Source organism: Microbispora hainanensis (assembly GCF_006874475.1).
Lineage (GTDB): Bacteria > Actinomycetota > Actinomycetes > Streptosporangiales > Streptosporangiaceae > Microbispora > Microbispora hainanensis.
In genome coordinates, this window is the sequence record NZ_VIRM01000012.1 from 71,798 (window position 1) to 91,393 (window position 19,596).

The 19,596-nt window shown below is 71.7% G+C and carries 16 protein-coding genes; 8 read left to right on the forward strand and 8 right to left on the reverse strand.

Translation table 11 applies throughout. The features are described 5' to 3' along the window. Positions 1 to 80: 80 nt before the first annotated feature. Both FLX08_RS12445 and mce read right to left on the reverse strand, forming a co-directional pair. Positions 81 to 1,382, reverse strand: a complete 1,302-nt coding sequence (locus tag FLX08_RS12445; RefSeq protein WP_142618992.1) for a DivIVA domain-containing protein — start codon at positions 1,380 to 1,382, stop codon at positions 81 to 83. A gap of 182 nt (positions 1,383 to 1,564) precedes the next feature. Beyond that, entirely contained in the window at positions 1,565 to 1,987 is a 423-nt protein-coding gene (gene mce, locus FLX08_RS12450; RefSeq protein WP_139575889.1) for a methylmalonyl-CoA epimerase, read from the reverse strand. Between the two features lie 105 nt (positions 1,988 to 2,092). Here mce and FLX08_RS12455 point away from each other — a divergent pair, with 105 nt between their 5' ends. Both FLX08_RS12455 and meaB read left to right on the forward strand, forming a co-directional pair. Continuing rightward, a complete protein-coding gene (locus FLX08_RS12455) occupies positions 2,093 to 3,286 on the forward strand; it encodes an acetyl-CoA C-acetyltransferase (protein ID WP_142618993.1) in 1,194 nt (397 codons plus the stop codon). 12 nt (positions 3,287 to 3,298) lie between these two features. Continuing rightward, on the forward strand, positions 3,299 to 4,300 hold the full coding sequence (gene meaB, locus FLX08_RS12460) for a methylmalonyl Co-A mutase-associated GTPase MeaB (protein WP_142618994.1): 1,002 nt from the start codon (positions 3,299 to 3,301) through the stop codon (positions 4,298 to 4,300). A gap of 143 nt (positions 4,301 to 4,443) precedes the next feature. Here meaB and FLX08_RS12465 read toward each other — a convergent pair whose 3' ends face one another. Then, on the reverse strand, positions 4,444 to 5,166 hold the full coding sequence (locus tag FLX08_RS12465) for a DUF4230 domain-containing protein (RefSeq protein ID WP_244312585.1): 723 nt from the start codon (positions 5,164 to 5,166) through the stop codon (positions 4,444 to 4,446). Positions 5,167 to 5,303: 137 nt separating this feature from the next. Then, positions 5,304 to 7,508, reverse strand: a complete 2,205-nt coding sequence (locus FLX08_RS12470) for a hypothetical protein (protein ID WP_208761408.1) — start codon at positions 7,506 to 7,508, stop codon at positions 5,304 to 5,306. A 381-nt stretch (positions 7,509 to 7,889) separates the two neighbouring features. Here FLX08_RS12470 and FLX08_RS12475 point away from each other — a divergent pair, with 381 nt between their 5' ends. After that, the gene (locus FLX08_RS12475) at positions 7,890 to 8,435 is read left to right on the forward strand and encodes a MarR family winged helix-turn-helix transcriptional regulator (RefSeq protein WP_142560327.1); all 546 of its coding nucleotides are present in this window, start codon (positions 7,890 to 7,892) and stop codon (positions 8,433 to 8,435) included. A gap of 99 nt (positions 8,436 to 8,534) precedes the next feature. On the opposite strand, the gene FLX08_RS12480 is transcribed toward FLX08_RS12475, so the two are convergent. Then, positions 8,535 to 10,265 (reverse strand): S8 family serine peptidase, encoded by a 1,731-nt coding sequence (locus tag FLX08_RS12480; protein WP_244312586.1) that lies wholly within the window; start codon positions 10,263 to 10,265, stop codon positions 8,535 to 8,537. 195 nt (positions 10,266 to 10,460) lie between these two features. On the opposite strand from FLX08_RS12480, the gene icmA reads away from it, so the two are divergent. Then, on the forward strand, positions 10,461 to 12,143 hold the full coding sequence (gene icmA / locus FLX08_RS12485) for a coenzyme B12-dependent isobutyryl-CoA mutase large subunit (RefSeq protein ID WP_142618996.1): 1,683 nt from the start codon (positions 10,461 to 10,463) through the stop codon (positions 12,141 to 12,143). Positions 12,144 to 12,193: 50 nt separating this feature from the next. Then, positions 12,194 to 12,364, forward strand: a complete 171-nt coding sequence (locus FLX08_RS40545) for a helix-turn-helix domain-containing protein (RefSeq protein WP_167530381.1) — start codon at positions 12,194 to 12,196, stop codon at positions 12,362 to 12,364. A 69-nt stretch (positions 12,365 to 12,433) separates the two neighbouring features. Here FLX08_RS40545 and FLX08_RS12490 read toward each other — a convergent pair whose 3' ends face one another. Together FLX08_RS12490 and FLX08_RS12495 are read right to left on the reverse strand one after the other, a co-directional pair. Beyond that, positions 12,434 to 13,819 (reverse strand): pyridoxal phosphate-dependent decarboxylase family protein, encoded by a 1,386-nt coding sequence (locus tag FLX08_RS12490; protein WP_142618997.1) that lies wholly within the window; start codon positions 13,817 to 13,819, stop codon positions 12,434 to 12,436. 112 nt (positions 13,820 to 13,931) lie between these two features. Next, positions 13,932 to 14,438 (reverse strand): DinB family protein, encoded by a 507-nt coding sequence (locus tag FLX08_RS12495; RefSeq protein WP_142618998.1) that lies wholly within the window; start codon positions 14,436 to 14,438, stop codon positions 13,932 to 13,934. 130 nt (positions 14,439 to 14,568) lie between these two features. On the opposite strand from FLX08_RS12495, the gene FLX08_RS12500 reads away from it, so the two are divergent. From FLX08_RS12500 to FLX08_RS12510, 3 genes are all read left to right on the forward strand, one after another. After that, the gene (locus FLX08_RS12500) at positions 14,569 to 15,483 is read left to right on the forward strand and encodes a tetratricopeptide repeat protein (RefSeq protein ID WP_142618999.1); all 915 of its coding nucleotides are present in this window, start codon (positions 14,569 to 14,571) and stop codon (positions 15,481 to 15,483) included. 273 nt (positions 15,484 to 15,756) lie between these two features. After that, positions 15,757 to 17,166, forward strand: a complete 1,410-nt coding sequence (locus FLX08_RS12505; RefSeq protein WP_142619060.1) for an NAD-dependent malic enzyme — start codon at positions 15,757 to 15,759, stop codon at positions 17,164 to 17,166. Positions 17,167 to 17,290: 124 nt separating this feature from the next. Continuing rightward, a complete protein-coding gene (locus FLX08_RS12510; protein ID WP_079315330.1) occupies positions 17,291 to 17,866 on the forward strand; it encodes a YqgE/AlgH family protein in 576 nt (191 codons plus the stop codon). A 145-nt stretch (positions 17,867 to 18,011) separates the two neighbouring features. Here FLX08_RS12510 and FLX08_RS12515 read toward each other — a convergent pair whose 3' ends face one another. Continuing rightward, the gene (locus FLX08_RS12515) at positions 18,012 to 19,409 is read right to left on the reverse strand and encodes a cellulase family glycosylhydrolase (protein ID WP_142619000.1); all 1,398 of its coding nucleotides are present in this window, start codon (positions 19,407 to 19,409) and stop codon (positions 18,012 to 18,014) included. Positions 19,410 to 19,596: the final 187 nt, after the last annotated feature.

A 19,596-nucleotide genomic window follows, 5' to 3' on the forward strand; every position in this document is an offset into this window, starting at 1 on the left:
CGAGAACGGGGCCCGGCGGTGCCGGGCCCCGTTGGTTCAGCCGTCAGACTCCCCGATGATGTGCGCCTGTGCGCCGGTGACTACTCCTGCCACCACTCCGCGTCGTCGTCGCTCTTGGTGGAGCTGATCGGCTCGACGGCCGGTGCGGCGGGCACGGACGGCTTCTCCACGACCGGCGGAGCCGACAGGGCCGGCTTCGGCGGGGCCGCGGTGACGGGCGCCGGCTCCGGGTCCATGCCCGGCAGCGGGGCGCCGCCCAGCAGCTGGCGGAGCTGGGCGAGGTGGCTCGTGATGCTGTCGCGCTGGCGGGTGAGTTCGTCCACCTGGCGCTGCATCGCCGTACGGGTGCGCTCGGCCTCGTTCTTCGCCTCGGTCACGATCGTGTCGGCGCTGGCCTTGGCGTCGGCCACGAGCTGGTCGGCGTTCTTACGCGCGTTGGCCAGCAGCTGCTTGGCGTGGGTGTCGGCCTCGCGGCGGGTCTGCTCGGCCTGCTGCGTGGCCTTGGCGGCCCGCTGCTCGGCCGTGGCGGCGCGCTGCTCGGCCTCGGCGACCAGCTTCTGGGTGTTGGCCTGGGCGGTGGCGTGGCGCTCGGCCTCCTGGCGCTCGGCCTCCTCGCGGCGGGCGGCGAGCTGGATCTCGAACTCCGCCTCGTCCTGAGCCCGCTTGGCCTCCGACTCCTCCAGGATCCGCTGGGCCTGGGCCCGCATCTCGTCCGCCTGACGCTTGGCGGTGGTGAGCACCTCGTCGCGCTCGCGCTTGGTCGAGGCCCGCAGCTGGGCCACCTCGCGCTCGGTCGTGGTGCGCAGCTTGGCGATCTCGCGCTCGGCGTCCGCCCGCTTCTCCGCGACCTCGTGGTCGGCGGTGGCGCGGATCTTGGCGACCTCGCGCTCGGTTGTGGCGGTCAGCTCGTCGGACTCGCGCCGGGCCGTCGACCGGATCTCCTCCGCGTCGCGCTCGGCGGTGCTGCGCATCTCCTCGGCCTCGCGCGTCGCCAGCGCCCGCTTCTCCGCCGCCTCGTTCTCCGCTGCCGCCCGCAGGTCGGCGGCGTCCACCTTGGCGGCGGCGCGGATCTCGTTCGCCTCCGACCTGGCCGCCTGGACGAGCTCGGTGGCCTGCTCCTCCGCCAGCCTGAGCAACTGCTCGATGCGGGCGCCGAGACCCGAGTACGTCGGCCGCTCCTGCTCCTGGAGCTGGCGCTGCGAGTCGGACAGCTCCCGCTGAAGGGCGCCGATCTGTTCCTTGGCCTGACGCAGTTCGGTGTCGAGGGTCTTCAGGTGGTCGTGGACCTGGTGCCGGTCATAACCCCGGAGCACCACGTCGAATTCGCGAGATGGGGCGTCCTCGAAGAAGTTGTTCAGCTGGGCGTCGATGTCGGACTGCATGAGGCTCGATCCTGGTTGTCGAGACGGCTACAGGGGGCCGGACGGGGGGTCGGTTCCGAGGCGAGGAAGCCGGTGTGGCGTCCACGTCCGGTGGTACGCCAGCGTACTCCGGTACTGCCGCGTTGGAGGCCCCCTCCGACTTTCTGCGCGACTTGTTACGTATGAACGTTTCTTGCGTTTACCTAGCGCCTGGACGTCTCGACGAGCTCGGTGAGAACCCCTCCCACGTCCTTCGGATGCAGGAACGCGATCGAGGCTCCCATCGACCCATGCCTGGGCCTCTCGTCGATCAGGCGCACGCCCTTCGCCCCGATCTCCTCCAGGGCCTTGGTGACGTCCGCCACGCCGTACCCGATATGATGCACGCCCTCGCCCCGCTTGGCGAGGAACCTGCCCACGGCTGTGTCGGGGTGCAGCGGCTCGAGAAGCTGGACATACGACGCGCCCTGGTCGCCGTCGGCGACGTGCAGCATGGCCTCGCGGACGCCCTGCTCCTCGTTCACCTCCCGGCTGACGACGGTCAGGCCGAAGACGGACTCGTAGAACTCGATCTTTTCTTCCAGGTTGTGGCAGGCCACGCCCACGTGATCGATCCGCAGCAGCATCGGCCGTCTCCCTCCGCGTTCCCGTCGCGCCGCCCGCGTCCGGGCGGCCGGCCTACTCCTGGGTATGGTGACACCGTCGCCCCGATCTCGCAGTGGAGGGTCCCAATGTCTGGTTCCGTCATCGTTGCCGGAGCACGCACACCGATCGGACGGCTCCTCGGCTCGCTCTCCGATCTGTCCGCCGTCGAACTGGGCGGGATCGCGATCGAGGCGGCGCTGGAGCGCGCCGGTGTTTCCCCTGACCAGGTCCAGTATGTGATCATGGGGCAGGTGCTCCAGGCCGGGGCCGGTCAGATCCCCTCGCGCCAGGCGGCGGTGAAGGCCGGCATCCCCATGACGGTGCCCTCCCTCACCATCAACAAGGTCTGTCTGTCGGGCCTCGACGCGATCGCGCTGGCCGACCAGCTCATCCGCGCGGGCGAGTTCGACATCGTCGTCGCGGGCGGCATGGAGTCGATGACCAACGCGCCGCACCTGCTGCCCGGCCTGCGCAAGGGCGTGAAGTACGGCAGCGCCGGGATCCTGGACGCGATGGCCCACGACGGGCTCACCGACGCGTTCGACCAGATCGCGATGGGGGAGTCGACCGAGCACCACAACGCCAGGCTCGGCCTGACCCGGGAGGAGCAGGACGAGTTCTCCGCGCGCTCGCACCAGCGCGCCGCCGAGGCCACGGAGAAGGGCCTGTTCGACGACGAGATCGTCCCGGTGCCGCTGCCGCAGCGCAAGGGGCCGGCGGTGCTGTTCTCCGCCGACGAGGGCATCCGCAAGGACACCACGGTCGAGGCCCTGGCGAAGCTGCGCCCGGCGTTCACCAAGGACGGCACCATCACGGCCGGATCGTCCTCGCAGATCTCCGACGGCGCCGTCGCGGTGGTCGTGATGTCGAAGGCCAAGGCCGAGGAGCTGGGCCTCGAATGGCTGGCGGAGATCGGCGCGCACGGCAACGTGGCCGGGCCGGACAACTCGCTGCAGTCCCAGCCCGCCAACGCCATCAAGCAGGCGCTGGGCAAGCAGGGGCTGACCGTCGGCGACCTCGATCTGCTGGAGATCAACGAGGCGTTCGCCCAGGTCGTGCTGCAGTCGGCCAAGGAGCTCGGCGTCCCGCTCGACAAGATCAACGTCAACGGCGGCGGCATCGCGCTCGGTCACCCGATCGGAGCGTCGGGGGCCCGGATCGTGCTGACGCTGGCCCACGAGCTGAAGCGGCGCGGCGGCGGCCTCGGCGCGGCCGGCCTGTGCGGCGGTGGCGGCCAGGGCGACGCGCTGATCATCCGGGTTCCCGCGCCCGGCGCCTGAGCGGAGCCGCAGGTGGACGTCCGTGAGCTTGTCGGTCAGGCGCGGCAGGGCCGGCCACGCGCCGTGGCGCGGCTGATCTCGCTGGTGGAGAACGCCGTCGAAAACGCCGCGAACGGCTCTCAGAGCGGTGTTTCCGCCGGGGGAGACCGGGCGGCGACCAGCGCGCTGCGCGAGGCGATGGCCGAGCTCGCCACCGGCGGCGCCCGGCCGCACCCCGCCAGGGTCATCGGCCTGACCGGCTCTCCCGGCGTCGGCAAGTCGACCTCGACCGGCATGCTCATCCGGGCGTTCCGCAGGCGCGGCAGCACGGTGGGGGTGCTGGCGGTCGACCCGTCCAGCCCGTTCACCGGCGGCGCCCTGCTCGGCGACCGCGTACGCATGCAGGACCACGCGACCGACCCCGGCGTCTTCATCCGCAGCATGTCGAGCCGCGGGCACCTGGGCGGGCTCGCGTGGGCCACGCCGCAGGCGCTGCGTGTGCTGGAGGCCGCGGGGTGTGACGTGATCCTCGTCGAGACGGTCGGCGTCGGGCAGGCCGAGGTGGAGATCGCCCGCCTGGCCGACACGACCGTCGTCATCCTCGCGCCGGGCATGGGCGACGGCGTGCAGGCCGCCAAGGCGGGCATCCTCGAAGTCGCCGACGTCCTGGTGGTGAACAAGGCCGACCGCGACGGCGTCCAGACGACCGTGCGGGAGCTGCGGACCATGACGGCCCTCGTCGAGGCGCCCTGGCGGCCCCCGATCGTCACGACCGTCGCCTCCAAGGCCGAGGGCGTGGACGACTTGCTGGCCGCGCTGGACAAACACCAGGCATACCTGGAGGAGTCCGGCGAGGCCCGCAGACGGCGGCTGGCCAGGGCGCGCGACGAGATCGAGGCCATCGCGCTGGCCCAGCTGCGCTCGCGCTTCGCCGTGCTCCACGGCGACAGTCTCGACGTGCTCGCCGAGCGGCTGCTCGCGGCGGAGACCGACCCCTACGCCGCCGCCGACGACCTCATCGCCGCGCTGCGCTGAGCCGTCGGGCCGCCGCGCCGAGGCGTACGGGCCGCGCTGAGTCAATCGGCCCGAGCCGGGGTGACACGGCGCGCTGGGGTGACGCGCCGAGGTGCCGCACCCGGCCCGGCCCGTACGGCTCTCGCATCGCGGCGGCCGACGGGTCAGGGCTCGCCGTTGTATTTGACCGTGATCGTCGTGAAGCCGAGGGACTTCAGCATGCCCTCAAGCATGGCCTTGGTGTTCTGGTCGGCCCGGGAACGCAGGTCGCTCGCGGTGGCGGCATCGCCGATCTTGCGTTCGGCCAGCACGTAGAGCTCCTGCTGGTTCTGCGGCGACGACGACAGGAAGTCGGAGATCCGGTCGAAGATGCCCCGCTCCTGGGCGAAGACGTACGACCGCTTGTTGTCGAGGTTGGGCTTCTCCAGCTCGGCGTGCGGCAGCCGCACCGTCACGGCCGTGCGGTCGGGGGAGACCGTGAAGGCGTCCTTGGGCAGCGTGGAGAAGTCCACGTAGGCGTCCACGGTCCCGGCGCCCACGAAGAGCGTGCGGGAGCCCTTGATCGCGTCCGGGAGGAACCTGGCGTCCTTCTCCAGGTCGACGATGACCTGGAAGTCGCCGGTCGCGGCCTCGAAACGGCTCAGGTTCTGCACCGACCGCAGCAGTGCGGGCCCGCTGCGGTCGACGGTCCGCTCGCCCAGCGGATCGAGCCAGGACCAGGTCAGCCGCGCGCCGACCACGAGCAGCAGGATCACGAACAGCAGGCCGGCGAGCACCCGCCAGCCGCGCCGGGAGCGGGGGGCGGGGGCCGCGGCGCTCGCCGTGGCGTCGGTGGCGGCGGCGCCGGAGTCGGCCGGCGCGAACGAGGGACGGGTCTGACGGTCCACGGGGGGAATCTTCCCGGTATTTCCGCGATCTCACCCGGGACAAGATCGCTTCCGTCCGTGAGCCATGCTTCGGACGTCCGAAACTCGTCATCAATCCGGACCGATAATCAAGCCGGCCTCCCGGCAGTGCTCCGGCGCTACACGGCCGGCGCCAGGAGCGCGCCGGGCACGCCCGCCACACCGGGGTCGTCCTCGGGGATCGTGTCGTGGGCGCCGGTGTCGCCGGTGGCATGCGGGGCAGGGGTCGCGCGACCGCTGTCTCGACCGGTGTCGCCGGGGGGCGTGGTGCGTCCGGCGCGTCCGGTGTGGCCGTCGTGCCCGTCGCGGCCGGGAAGCGTGCCGCCCGACCGCCGCCGGCCGGGCCGGTGGTCCTGGGCGGGCGAGGGGCTCGCGCCGCCGGGCCGGGCGCCGGGACGCGCGCGGCCGGAACGACCCGGAGCGGGCGAAGGGCTCGCGGCGCCGGGCCGTGTCTGCGCACCCGCCCCGTTCGAAGCACCGGACGCACCGGAAGCACCGGGCCCACCGGGCCCACCGGGAGCACCGGGAGTGCCGGGCCTTTCCTGGCTTCCCGGCCGCTCCGGGGACGCGGGGTCGGCGGGCCTGCCGGTCCTTCCGGGGCGCCAGGGGTGCGGCGACCGCCCGGGGATCGGCATCCAGGGACGGCCTCTCCGGGCGCCTTCGCGGCCCGGCGTGTCCCACGGACCCGGATGACCCGGGCGGCCCATCGGGCCCTGACCCGTCGAGCCGTGACCGGCCGGACCCTGACCGCCTGTGCCCGGACCGCCTGTGCCCGGACCGCTTGTGCCCGGACCGCTTGTGCCCGGACCGCTTGTGCCCGGGCCGCTTGTGCCCGGACCGGCTGGGCCCGGACTGACAGAGCCCGGACCAGCGGGACTCGCGGCGGGAGACGGCCACCCGGAGGTGGCCGGACTCGGGGGGATCCACCCCGGGCCGACCTCGCCGCCGCGCGGGTCCGTGACCGGTTCCCAGGCGGGGCCGACCGGCATGCCGGTGGCGACGGCCATGCCCGTAGGAGACGGCTCGACCGGATAGCCCGGCGCGTACGCGGGGGTGGGGTTCACCGGATAACGCGACGCGACGGGGTCGGCGGGATGGGTGCCGCCGCCGAAGTGCTTGGCCTGCAGGCCGCAGGAGACGAAGTCGGAGTAGAACATGCGCAGCCAGTCGTGCCGCTGGGCGTTGCTCAGCTCGGAGAACCAGACGGCCGCCTCCTGGTGCTCGTGCAACGGCCCCCTGGGCAGTGGGACGTCCCGCAGCCAGGCGATGACGATGGTCCGGTAGCCCGCGGCCACGGTGCCCGCGCAGGGGTGGGCCAGACGGTCGAGGAACTCGGCGGCGGCCCGCTGGGCGTACCCGGACCCGAGGTCGTCGATGTGCACGACGATCACGCCCGTCCCCACGGACTCGTCCTCGCCGTGCTCCCGTTGCTCGACCCTCGTGAAGGCGGCCGGCGTGCCGTCCAGCTTCAGCGCGAGCGTGGTGAACACGGTGGCGAGCTCGGCCAGGCCCGCGCGCAGCGCCGGATGGACGCAGACGTTGATGGGCCATTCCTGACAGACCAGGCGTTCGCTCACCGGCACCGTCTGCGGCACGGTGACGAGCCGGGCGGCGCCGGTCCCGGCGGCCAGCACGGCGATCACCGCGGCGGCCAGTGCCAGCGTCCGCCGGGTCACCAGGGCCACCCAGCCGAGGAGCAGCGCGGTGCTCAGGCCCAGCAGCCACAGCGTCTGGTCCGCGTAGGCGGTCTCGCTGACGCCGGAGAGCAGGTCGTACGGCTCCCGCGTGGCGGGCGTGAGCCGGTCTGCCCAGTTGGGCCCGGTGGCCAGCCAGGTGAACAGCCCGAACGTGCCGGCTCCCGCGATCACCGGGACGACGACGACAGGCACGAGCCAGCCGAGGATCCAGCCGATCACGACGTACAGCCCCAGCCCGGCGACGGACATCGCGAGACCGCCGGGCAGCGGCGGTCCGCCCTGCCCGGTCAGCGCGGCGCGCAGCCCGAGCAGCAGCACGGTGGCCCCGAAGGAGCCGGTGACGACCGCGATGATCGACAACGGCGCCCTGGCGGCCCGCCACGGCGTCAGGACACGACCCTTCTCCGCGCGGCGCCTGCGGAGCCCGACCCAGGCCGCGAACGCGGCTCCGAGCGGCCCCGTCAGGCGCAGCGAGCCGATGACGGCCGCCACTATGTCGTCCCAGTCCATGAAACCGGGAATGAGGACGCTCCACGCGGCGACGAGCGCGAGCACGAACAGCACGGTCGCCGCGACCAGTGCGCCGTGTCTCAGCTCACCGCGTGAACCGCCCCTATGCTCACCCACAGCAGGGCGCGGCCCCCGGCCACGCCGCCGAAGTCCGGCGCGCATGCGGCGCCGGGACAGCGATGCTGTCCATTGAGAATCTCCCCCGTGTCTGTGTGAGCGGTGCACGCGAACCCACGCCGTTCCCCGTGGCGCTGATTCGCCGGCCGGCCTCGCCTCGCCCGCCGTCGGACGCGTCTCCCCGCGGACCCCCGTCCGCGAGACGTCCTCTAGCAGACGGGGTTCCCCGTGCCGCCGGGTTTGCCGCCGCCTCACCTTTCGACGTCGCAACCATAACGGAGCGTGACCCGTACGAGGGGGAGTTCTGGGGTCAAGGAATGAATCCGGTTACGCTCGGTGCACTGGTCGATCTTGGCGGGCGTCGCGCTACCGTATATCGCTGTGTCCGTTCCGCCCAGCTCAGAGCCGCCGCCCACGGGTGGCCCGCGGCCGCTCAAGCTCCCGTTCGACCCGATCGAGCGGGCGGCCGAGACATGGCGTTCGACCTTCGGGCCGTCGTCCGCCATGGCCGCCGTGACTTCGATCATGAGAGCCCATCAGATCCTGCTCGCGCAACTGGACACGCTGCTCAAGCCGTACGACCTGACCTTCGCCCGTTATGAGGCCCTCGTGCTGCTCACGTTCAGCCGGGCCGGGTCGCTGCCGCTGTCGAAGATCGGCGAGCGGCTGATGGTGCACCCGACGAGCGTGACCAACACCGTGGACCGCCTCGAACGGGCCGGTCTGGTGCGCCGCATGCGCAACCCGCGGGACGGCCGCGGCGTGCTCGCCGAGATCACCGACGAGGGCCGGGACATCGTGCGGCGGGCCACGGCCGACCTGATGAACGCGGGTTTCTGCATGGGCATGTACGACGACGCCGAGCTGGACGAGATGTTCGGCCTGCTCAGGACCCTGCGCGTCGCTGCGGGCGACTTCAGCTCCTGACGGCGGCCCGGGGAATCACCAGGGCGCCGCGCCGCCCGGGGTGGGCCGGTGGCGCCCCGCCGTACGGGTGCGCCACCGGCCCCAAGAGGAACCGGCGAATCAGCGGCCGACGGCGCGCAGGGCGTCGACGATGCCCCTGCCGTAGAAGCCGTTGTCCGACGGCCCGCCTTCACAGGTGTGCGTGGCGGTCACGGTGGACCCGCTCGGCAGGATGCGGGTGTAGGTGAACGCGGGCGGGTTCGGGCACGCCGTCCTGGTGGCCGTGCCCTTGAGGATCTCCTCCACCTTGCCGGGGTCGAGCGTCAGCCCGCCGTGGGCGTGGTCGCGCTTGCCGTACCGGCTGACGATCAGCGCGGCGACGCCGGCCGCGCGGGGCGAGGCCATCGAGGTGCCCTGAAGGTACTGGTAGTAGCCGCAGGTGGAGCCCTTGCAGTCCTTCACGACGTATTCGACGGTCGGGTCGCCGTTCGCGTCGATCTCGCCGTTGGCGACGGCGAGCGCCTTGGGATAGGCCGCGAGCGTGGCCTTGGTGATGTCCCTGGTGTTGCCGGGGGTGTCGTAGACGTCGCCGCCGGGCGAGGCCACGTCGATGTAGTGGTTGCCGTAGCTGGAGTAGTACGCCTTGCGCTTGCTGACGCCGGTCGCGGAGACCGAGATCACGTGCTCGGCCTCACTCGGCAGCGAGACGCACGACGGGGGGATGGTCCGGTCTCTGGGAGCCTGGCCGGGGAAGCCGGCGAAGTCGGGGCTGCCGCTGTCGACGTTCGTCTTCGTGTAGTCGATCGCCTCGTTGCCGGCCGCGCTGACGACCGTCACGCCGCGCGCGTGGGCGTAATTTATCGCCCGTTGCGTGGCGGCGATGTACAGCCGTTGCTGGGCCCGTTCCTCAGGGCTGTCGGCAGGGTTGTCCGCGCAGTTGAACAGCCACGGGTCGACGTAGTAGCTCATGTTGACCACGTCGACGCCGATGTCGCCCGCGTAGGTCAGGGCGTCGACGGTGGGCTGGAGGAAGAAGTAGCCCGAGTCCTGGCCCGCCCGCAGGTTGACGATCGTCACCTTCGGCGCGACGCCCGAGACGCCCAGCTTGTTGATGGGCGAGGCGATCGACGAGGCGACGTGGGTGCCGTGGCCGTTCTCGTCCACGTCGTTCGGGTCGGTGCAGGAGCCGTCGGGGTCGCTCTCACAGGAGCCGTCGATCTCGGTGCCGTTGGCGTCCGCCGGCAGGTCGACGGTGAAGTTGCGGCTCAGCCTCCGGTCGAAGTTCGGCGCGATGTCGGGGTGGGAGCCGTCGACGCCGGTGTCGAGGATGCCGACGAGGACGCCCTTGTCCCCCTGCTCGAACCGGTGGGCCTGGTCCGCGTGGATCTGCTTCATGTCCCACTGCAGGTCGGCCAGCGGCTCGTCCTTGACGTTGCGCCCCCACTTGAAGGGCCCGCCGCCCCGGCCCTCCTTCTCCACGGCCTGGTTCTTGGCGGCCTGCGTCACGGCCTTCTTCGCGGCGGCGGACGCCTTGGCGTCGTCGGGCGCGCTGCCGATCGACTGGTTGCGGGCGACCCCTTCGATGGCCGCCGAGCCCCGCAGGGCATCGGCGAAGCCGGCGTTGGCGCTGCTGACCGTGGCCAGCCCGACCTCGGTGTTCACCTTGATCACGCTGCCGCCCGCCGCTTCGATCGCCTTCTGGGCGTCCGCGGCGGCCGTGCCTTCCCTGAACAGGACCACGTATTCGGTCTGGGCCGCGGACCCGGCGGCCGCCGGTTCGGCCTGAACGGGTGTGGCGAGGGTTGCCGCCACCATCGCCGCGGTCGCGGCGACGACTGTCAAGCGCTTCACATCCACCTCCATGTGGACTTCACGGGCGCTGACAATGTTTGGAGATTCAGCGGCTCTGTCAAAGGTCCGTGACAATTCGCGACCAACGTGTGACATGACCGCGGTGGAGGCGGGGAGTCGAGAGGGACCGGTGGTGGCCGGATTTAATAGGACGTCCTAGTATCTTCTCGAAGAGTGAGACACGGGGAGGGACGCATGGAGCCGGACGCGACGAGCGCCGAGGCGATCGAGGCGGGCAGGGCCCGCTGGCAGGCGCGATACGACGCCGCCTTCAAACGGGACCGTGAGTTCCGCACCCTGTCGGGGCTGGAGGTGGACCCCGTCTATGGCCCGCCCGGGGACGACACCGGGTTCGAGCGCATCGGCTGGCCGGGGGAGTTCCCCTTCACCCGCGGCCTGTACGCCACCGGCTACCGCGGCCGTCCCTGGACCATCCGGCAGTTCGCCGGGTTCGGCAACGCCAGGCAGACCAACGAGCGCTACAAGATGATCCTCGGCGCCGGAGGCGGCGGCCTGTCGGTGGCGTTCGACATGCCGACGCTGATGGGCCGCGACTCCGACGACCCCCGCTCGCTCGGCGAGGTGGGCCACTGCGGCGTGGCGATCGACTCCGCCCTCGACATGGACCTGCTGTTCGACGGCATCCCGCTCGGCGACGTCACCACCTCGATGACCATCAGCGGGCCCGCAGTGCCGATCTTCTGCATGTACGTGGTCGCGGCCGAGCGGCAGGGCGTGCCGGTGGGCAAGCTGAACGGCACGCTCCAGACGGACATCTTCAAGGAGTACATCGCGCAGAAGGAGTGGCTGTTCGCGCCCGAGCCGCACCTGCGGCTGATCGGCGACCTGATGGAGTTCTGCGCCGCCGAGATCCCGGCGTACAAGCCGCTGTCGGTGTCGGGCTACCACATCCGCGAGGCGGGCTCCACGGCCGCGCAGGAGCTGGCCTTCACGCTCGCCGACGGCTTCGGCTACGTCGAGCTGGGCCTGTCGCGCGGGCTCGACGTGGACGTGTTCGCGCCGGGCCTGTCGTTCTTCTTCGACGCGCACATCGACTTCTTCGAGGAGATCGCGAAGTTCCGCGCCGCGCGGCGCATCTGGGCCCGCTGGATGCGCGACGTGTACGGCGCGCGCACCGAGAAGGCGCAGTGGCTGCGCTTCCACACCCAGACGGCGGGGGTGTCGCTGACCGCGCAGCAGCCCGACAACAACATCGTCCGCACCGCGATCGAGGCGCTGGCGGCCGTGCTCGGCGGCACCAACTCGCTGCACACCAACGCGCTGGACGAGGTGCTCGCGCTGCCGTCGGAGAAGGCCGCCGAGATCGCGCTGCGCACCCAGCAGGTGATCATGGAGGAGACGGAGGTCGTCAACGTCGTCGACCCGCTGGGCGGCTCCTGGTATGTCGAGGCGCTGACCGACCGGCTGGACGCCGAGGCGGAGAAGATCTTCGCGAAGATCCGGGAGATGGGCGGGGACGGCACGATGACCGCCGGCATCCTGCGCGGCATCGAGGACGGCTGGTTCATGTCCGAGATCGCCGAGTCGGCCTTCGACTACCAGCGCAAGCTGGAGAAGGGCGACAAGCGGATCGTCGGCGTCAACTGCCACACCGCGAGCGTGGAGGAGCCGCTGGAGATCCTGCGGATCAGCCACGAGGTCGAGGTCGAGCAGCGCAGGGTGCTGGCCGAGCGGCGCGCCGCGCGGGACCAGGAGGCCGTCGACGCGGCGCTGGCCGCCCTCCGGGCCGCATCCAAGGGCGACGACAACATGATCCCGCCCATGCTGGAGGCCGTACGGGCCGAGGCCACGCTGGGCGAGATCTGCGACGTCCTGCGCGAGGAGTGGGGCACCTACTCCGAGCCGGCGGCCTTCTGACGCGGACGTTTGTCGGGACGCCCTTCGCCCGGCCCACGACCGCCCGGCCCATGACCACGGGGCAGCTCGCCACGCTGGCCGGCACGGTTCCGAGCGCCATCGCCTACCACTGCGACCGTCTGGAGGCGGCCGGGGTGATCCGCAGGGAGCGCGGGGGCCGCGAGGTGTGGATCCTGCGCACCCCCCGCGGCCACGAGATCATCGGCCTTTTCTCCCGCTGACGACCGCGCTCATGACAGCGCTCGCGACAGCGCTGACGACGGCGCTGACGACGGCGCTGACGACAGCGCTCACGACAGTGCGGCGACGCGGTCGAGGAGGGCTTCGAGGGTCTTGTCGTCGGTCGCCGGGGCGATGACCGTCACCCGCAGGTGGCGCACACCCCCGACCTCGGCCGAGGTCAGGTGGAAGGAGCCCTCCTCCAGCAGGCTCTCGCGGATCTCGGCCTGGTCGCCGTCGCCATAGCGGAAGCAGACGATGTTGCTCTCCGGCTCGTACGGGCAGTGGAAGCCGGGCCGCTCGCGGGCCAGTTCCCAGAAGCGGTGCGCGGTGGCGTACCGCGCCGCCACGTGCTCGCCCAGGCCTCGCTCGCCCCGCCAGGCCAGGTTGAGGAACACCTTCGTCCCGAGCGCGGCCTTGCTGCACTCCACGGTCCTGCCGACGAGGTCGAAGCCCTGGTCGCCGTAGAACAGGTAACTGGCCTCCTGCCGGAACGCCGCGTCGAGGTCGCCCTCGCGCCGGACGAGCACGGCCGCCGCGAGGCTGGCGGTGCGCAGCATCTTGTGGGCGTCCCAGATCACGGAGTCGGCCAGTTCGATCCCGTCGAGCAGATGGCGGTGCTCCTCGCTGAGCAGCGCCGAGGCGCCGTGTGCGCCGTCCACGTGGAACCACAGGCCGTGCTCGGCGCAGAACTCGCCGATGGGCCGCAGGTCGTCGTAAAGGCCGGTGCCGGTGGCGCAGGCGGCGGCGACCAGGGCCATCGGCCGGCGCCCGGCGCGCCGCACCCGGTCGAGCCCCTCGGGCAGCCGGGCCACGTCGATCCTGCCCAGGTCGTCCACGTCGAGCGGCACGACCGCGCGCTCGCCGAGGCCGAGGATCGCCGCCGCCCGGGTGATCGAGTAGTGCGCCGACGGCGGCGCGAGGAGCGCGAGATCGCCGGGCACGCCCTCGGTCCACGCGTCCGGGGCGGCGACGGCCCGCGCGGCGAGCAGCGCGGTCAGGTTGGCCAGCGACCCGCCGTGGGTGAGCACCCCGCCGCCCTCGGGGAAGCCGACCTTGGCGAGCATCCAGCGCAGCACCTCGAACTCGGCGGTCGCCGCCGCGGCGCCCATCTCGTAGATCGCCATCGGGTTGTTGATCGCCCCGTGGACGAAGTCGGCCAGCGCGGAGGGGAAGTCGGGCGCGGCCGTCTGGTGGGCGAGGTAGGCCGGGTGGTGCAGCCGCGTTCCCTCCGCGAGATAGGCGTCGAGCCACTCCCGGTAGGTCTCCGGGGTCATGCCGCCCTCCCGGATCCAGCGGGCGAGCCCGAGCCGCCCGGCCAGCTCCGCGGGCGGTGTGCGGCGGATCACCGGCACCGCCCCGTCCTGGCTCTCCCGGACGTACGCGGCGAGGCCTTCGACGGTCGCCTCGGCGGCCTGGACGAAGTCGTCGATCTCCCAGGTGTGATTCGGTGTCATGCCCGAATAATGGCTCTATCGGACGTAACCCGCCACGAAGGCCGAATCGATGGACGGATCACCCGGACGGCCGCTGGAGGCGGTCTCCTGAAACGCGGGGACGGGGCTCGGCTCAGACGCCCACGGTCCCGTCGACGCCCTCGCGCAGGAAATCGGCGTGGCCGTTGTGCCGGGCGTACTCGTGGATCATGTGCAGCATCACCAGCCGCAGCGAGACCTCCTCGTCCCACCGGGGCTGGTAGGCGGTGACGTCGAGAGACTCCGCCGCGCGCTCGATCCTGCGGGAGTGCTCGACCTCCGCCTGCCAGGCGGCGAACGCCTCCGCGCCGGTGGACCCGCTCGGGTCGTACGCCGCCTGGTAGTCGCCCTCGTCCGACCACAGGAGCGGCACGTCCTCCTTGGCGATCACCCGGCGGAACCACGCGCGCTCGACCTCGGCCATGTGCCTGACCAGACCGAGGAGCGTGAGCGTCGACGGCGGCATCGACCTGCGGCGCAGCTCCTCGTCCGACAGCCCGTCGCACTTCAGCGCGAGCGTGGCCCGGTGGTAGTCGAGGAACGCCCGCAGCATCTCGCGCTCGTCCGCGACGGTCGGCGGGCCGATCCGCTCCACAGCCATCTCCTGCTCCCTCCAATATGGCGATTTATGCGTCGTTCACCCTATGGCCGGAGCCGCCTCGGCCCGATCGCCGGGCGGAAGGGGCGGGGATCGCACAGATCACGCGGGCGGGTACGGCAGGATTGGGGGTATGGCAGCGGAGTTCTCTCGACCTGGATCGCTCTACGGCGCCGTGGACCTCGGCGCGCGCAAGCAGGCACTCGAGGCCCAGGCGCGGCGTGAGGCCGCCGGGCCGGCCGGAGCCGCCTCGGCGGACGTCATCGAGGTGACCTCGGCCACCTTCAACACCGACGTGGTGGAGCGCTCGCTGAGCGTCCCCGTCATCGTCGAAGCGACGGTGAGCAGGGCCGAGCAGGTCCGGCAGTTCAGCGACGTGATGGAGAAGCTGGCCGCGGAGGCGGCGGGCGCGTGGGTGCTGGCCCGGGTGGACGTGGAGGCCGACCCGCAGCTCGCCCAGGCGCTGCGGATGCGCGCGGTGCCCACCGTCTATCTGGCCTTCCAGGGGCAGCTCATGCCCCTGTTCGAGGGCCCGCTGCCGGAGTCGCAGCTCCGGCAGGCGCTGGCGCAGGTGTTCGAGCAGCTCGGTGTCGAGCTGGCCGCGCCGCGCGAGGGTGAGCCCGAGGAGCCGCCGGTGGACCCCGAGCTCCTGGCGGCCGAGCAGGCCGTCGAGAAGGGCGACCTGGACGCCGCCGCGGCGGCGTACGAGCGCCTGCTGGCGAGGTCGCCGTCGGACGAGGGCGCGAAGATCGGCCTCGCGGGGGTCGGGCTGCTGCGGCGCACGCAGGACCTCGACCCGGCCGACGTGCTGCGCCGGGCCGCCGAGAACCCCGACGACGTGGACCTGCAGCTCCAGGCCGCCGACGTGGAGATGGTGACCAACCAGGTGGACGAGGCGTTCGACCGGCTCGTCGCGCTCGTGCGGCGCACCCGGGGCGCCGACAGGGACAAGGCGCGGGTCCACCTGCTGGGGCTGTTCGACGCGCTGCCCTCCGACGACCCGTCCGTGGCGCGGGCGCGCAGGGCGCTGGCCAGCGCGCTTTTCTGACCCATTCCCGCCCGCGTTCCCGCCCGCCGCTCCCGCCCGCCGCTCCCGCCCGTGCCCGCCCCGCGAAAGCGGCATGGCTGGGCGCGGGCCGGGTACGACGGGTGTGAGACGTACGGACACGGGCTGAAACACCCCGCCGGGGATGGCACGATGGATAGCACCCATGAGCCGTCCAGCCGGATGCGGGAGCGTGGCCGCCACGCGGAGGCCGCGCCCCACTGGAGCAGCCGGGAGAGCACGGCCAGGCATCACCCCGCAAAGGAGCGGATAGACGTGGCCACCGTGCCCAGCGTGTCCTACTCGATCACCGTGCGCCTGGAGGTGCCCGCTGGGGGCAAGGCGGTCAGCCTGCTCACCCACGCGGTGGAGAACGCGGGCGGCGTCGTGACCGCCCTCGACGTGACCAACGCCGGTCACGAGAAGCTCCGCATCGACGTGACGTGCGCGGCCAAGGACGCCGACCACGTGCAGTCGATCGTCGACAGCCTCGGCGCGGTCGAGGGCGTCGCGATCCACAAGGTCTCCGACCGGACCTTCCTCATGCACCTGGGCGGCAAGATCGAGATGCAGTCGAAGGTTCCCCTGCGCAACCGCGACGAGCTGTCCATGGCGTACACCCCGGGTGTGGCGCGGGTCAGCCTGGCGATCGCGCGCAACCCGGAGGACGCCCGCCGCCTGACGATCAAGCGAAACTCGGTCGCCGTCGTCACCGACGGCTCGGCCGTCCTCGGCCTCGGCAACATCGGCCCCGCCGCCGCACTGCCGGTGATGGAGGGCAAGGCCGCCCTCTTCAAGCGGTTCGCCGGCATCGACGCCTGGCCCATCTGCCTCGACACGCAGGACGTGGACGAGATCGTCGCCACCGTGCGGGCCATCGCGCCGGGCTTCGGCGGCATCAACCTGGAGGACATCTCGGCGCCGCGCTGCTTCGAGGTGGAGCGGCGGCTGCGCGAGCTGCTCGACATCCCGGTCTTCCACGACGACCAGCACGGCACCGCCATCTGCGTGCTCGCCGCGCTGACCAACGCGCTGAAGGTCGTCGGCAAGGAGATGTCCGAGGTGCGGATCGCGATGGCCGGAGCCGGCGCGGCCGGCACCGCCGTCTTGCGCCTGCTGCTGGCGGCCGGGGCGCGCAACGTCGTCGTCTGCGACTATCGCGGCGCGGTCCACCTCGGCCGCGACGACCTCGACGACTCGCTGCGGTGGATCGCCGAGCACACCAACAGCGAGGGGTACGGCGGCGACCTGCGCGGCGCGGTCAAGGGCGCCGACGTCTTCATCGGTGTCTCCGCGCCGGGAATCCTCACCGGGGACGACGTCGCCGCCATGGCGAAGGACGCGGTGGTGTTCGCGCTGGCCAACCCCGAGCCCGAGGTCTCCCCGGACGACGCCCGGGAGCACGCGGCGGTCGTGGCCACGGGCCGGTCCGACTACCCCAACCAGATCAACAACGTGCTGGCCTTCCCGGGCGTGTTCCGCGGCCTGCTCGACGCCCAGGCGAACGGCGTCACCCAGGAGATGCTCCTCGCGGCGGCCCGCGCGCTGGCGGCGGTCGTCACGAGCGAGGAGCTCGGCCCCAACTACATCATCCCGAGCGTCTTCCACCCCGACGTGGCCAACGCGGTGGCGGCTGCCGTACGGGAGTCGGCCGGCGGCAGGGCCCGGGGCTTCACCGAGGCATGATCGGGGCCAGATCCGGGCCTGATCGAACTCCCTCTCGGTGACATTGTCGTTACTATCAGTAATATGATGCGGCAAACCGGGGTCGGCGTACACGAATCCGCAATCCTCCCTCATGATGGGATGTATGGCGGAGGCGATCTACGTCGGCGGGTTGCTTGTAGCGACGCCACTGCTCGACGACCCCAACTTCCGGCGTAGCGTGGTGCTCGTCCTGGAGCACGACGAGGACGGCGGCACGTTGGGTGTGGTGCTCAACCGGCCCAGCGAGATCGCCGTGACCCAGGTCTTACCTTCCTGGGACGCCCTGGTCACGGGTCCTCCGGTGCTGTTCGAGGGCGGCCCGGTGCAGACGGACAGCGCGCTCGCGCTCGCCGTCGTGCTCAGCGGCGAGGAGCCGCTGGGCTGGCGACGACTGCAGGGCAGGGCGGCGGTCTCGCGCCTCGGCACGGTCGACCTCGACGCGCCCCCGGAGATCCTGGCGGGGGAGATCTCCCAGATGCGGATCTTCGCGGGCTATGCGGGCTGGACCGCCGGACAGCTCGAAAACGAGCTCCAGGAGGGCGCCTGGTACGTCGTGGACTCCGAGCCGGGCGACACCTTCCACCCGAACCCGGCCACGCTGTGGCGCACCGTGCTGCGCAGGCAGAAGGGGGACCTGGCGCTGGTCGCCACCTTCCCCGACGACCCCCTGCTCAACTGATCCCCCTGCTCAGCCGATCCCCCTGCTCGGCCGATCCTCCGCAGCGCCCATCCCGGGCCGGCCGCGACGCGCGGAGGCCGGGCGCGGGGAGCGCGCCCGGCCGTGGGTGACACGCCGCGTCTCAGTTCGCGTCTCAGCTCGCGTCTCAGCTCGCGGTGCAGCTCACCGCCGGCACCGAGTTGGTGCCGTTCCAGGAGCCGAGGAACCCGAACGAGGTGGACGCGCCGGCGCCGAGGGAGCCGTTGTAGCTCACGTTCCTGGCGGTGACCGACGACCCGCTCGACGTCACCGTGGCGTTCCACACCTGGGTGATCGCCTGGCCGTTGGCGTAGGTCCAGGTCACGGTCCAGCCGGAGATGGCGCTGGAGCCGGCCTTGACCGTCACCTCACCCTGGAAGCCGCCGCCCCATTGGTTGGCGACCGTGTACGTCGCCGAGCAGCCCTTGGCGCCGCCGGTGGGGGAGGGGCTGGGGCTCGGGGACCTGGTCGGCGAGGGGCTGGGGGACGCGGGCCGGCTGGGGGAGGCCGACGGGCTGGGAGACGGGCTCACCGGCGGCTGGCCGCTGTAGATCGTCGCCTCCTTGGCAGTCGACTTGATGCCGTTCGCGCCGTTGAAGAGCCGCTGGCCCCACGAGGTGAGCTGGTCGACGTTGAAGTTCGTCACCTGGTCGAGGTATTCGACGCCGCCGCCGTTGCCGCTCCACGACCAGCCGAGGTAGCCGACGCCGCGCGACTGGGCCTGCGACATGATCGTGTCCTCGTCGGGGTCGCCGTCCGAGTGCATGTTGCCGAACTCGCCGATCACCAGCGGCAGGCCGGCGCTCTGGAACGCCTGGAGGTAGCCGGTGACCTCCGCGGCCGTGTCGAAGACGCCGTACATGTGGATCGAGAAGACGGTGTTCTTCTGGGGGTCGCTGTCGAGGACCGAGGCGGCGTTGTCGCGCATGACGAACTGCCAGTCCTGGCCCCAGGCGGGCGCGTCGACCATCAGCAGATGCTGAAATCCGGCCGCCCGCATCCTGCTGATCGCGCTCTTGGTCGCGTTGGTCCAGGCGGACTGGTTGTTGTTGCCGTACGGCTCGTTGCCGATGTTGATGACGACGTAGTTCTCCTGACCGGTCAGCACGCTCTTGAGACCGACCCAGTAGTCGACCGCCTGGTCGAGCGTGTACGCGCCGCTCTGCTCGCCGTAGCCGGTGGTGTCATGGTTTTCGAGCACGCAGATTAACCGGTTCTGCTTGCACAGGGAGATGACGTTGGCGACATCGCTCGCGGTGTTGGCCGTCCAGCGGCCGCCGCTCAGCACGACGCGGACGGTGTTCGCGCCCAGGGACTTGATGTTCGCGAACGAGCTCGTCTGGCTCGAGTACCAGGTGTGGGCGTGGCTGGTGCCCCGCATGACGAACTGGTTTCCGTTGGCTTCGAGGATCCTCGTGCCGCTGACGTGGAGTCCGGTCGCGGCCTGCGCGTTCTGGGTCATCGCGAGCACTGACGTCAGGAGGGCGAGGATGGCCGCGCCCGCGGCGATGAAACGTGTTCTCATTCTGTACCTCGGATGGGGGGATCGGCGCCGGTGGAAGCGCCGAACGCACCATAGGCAGGGGGAGCCGGGGCCGTACAGGAGACGGCTCCCGCGCGCCCATCGACGGGCGCGGCCTTACTGAACCGGTTCGGCAGCGCGTGCCATCGGACCAGCGCGATCTCCCTCCCAGGGCCCCGTCTGGGCCGCG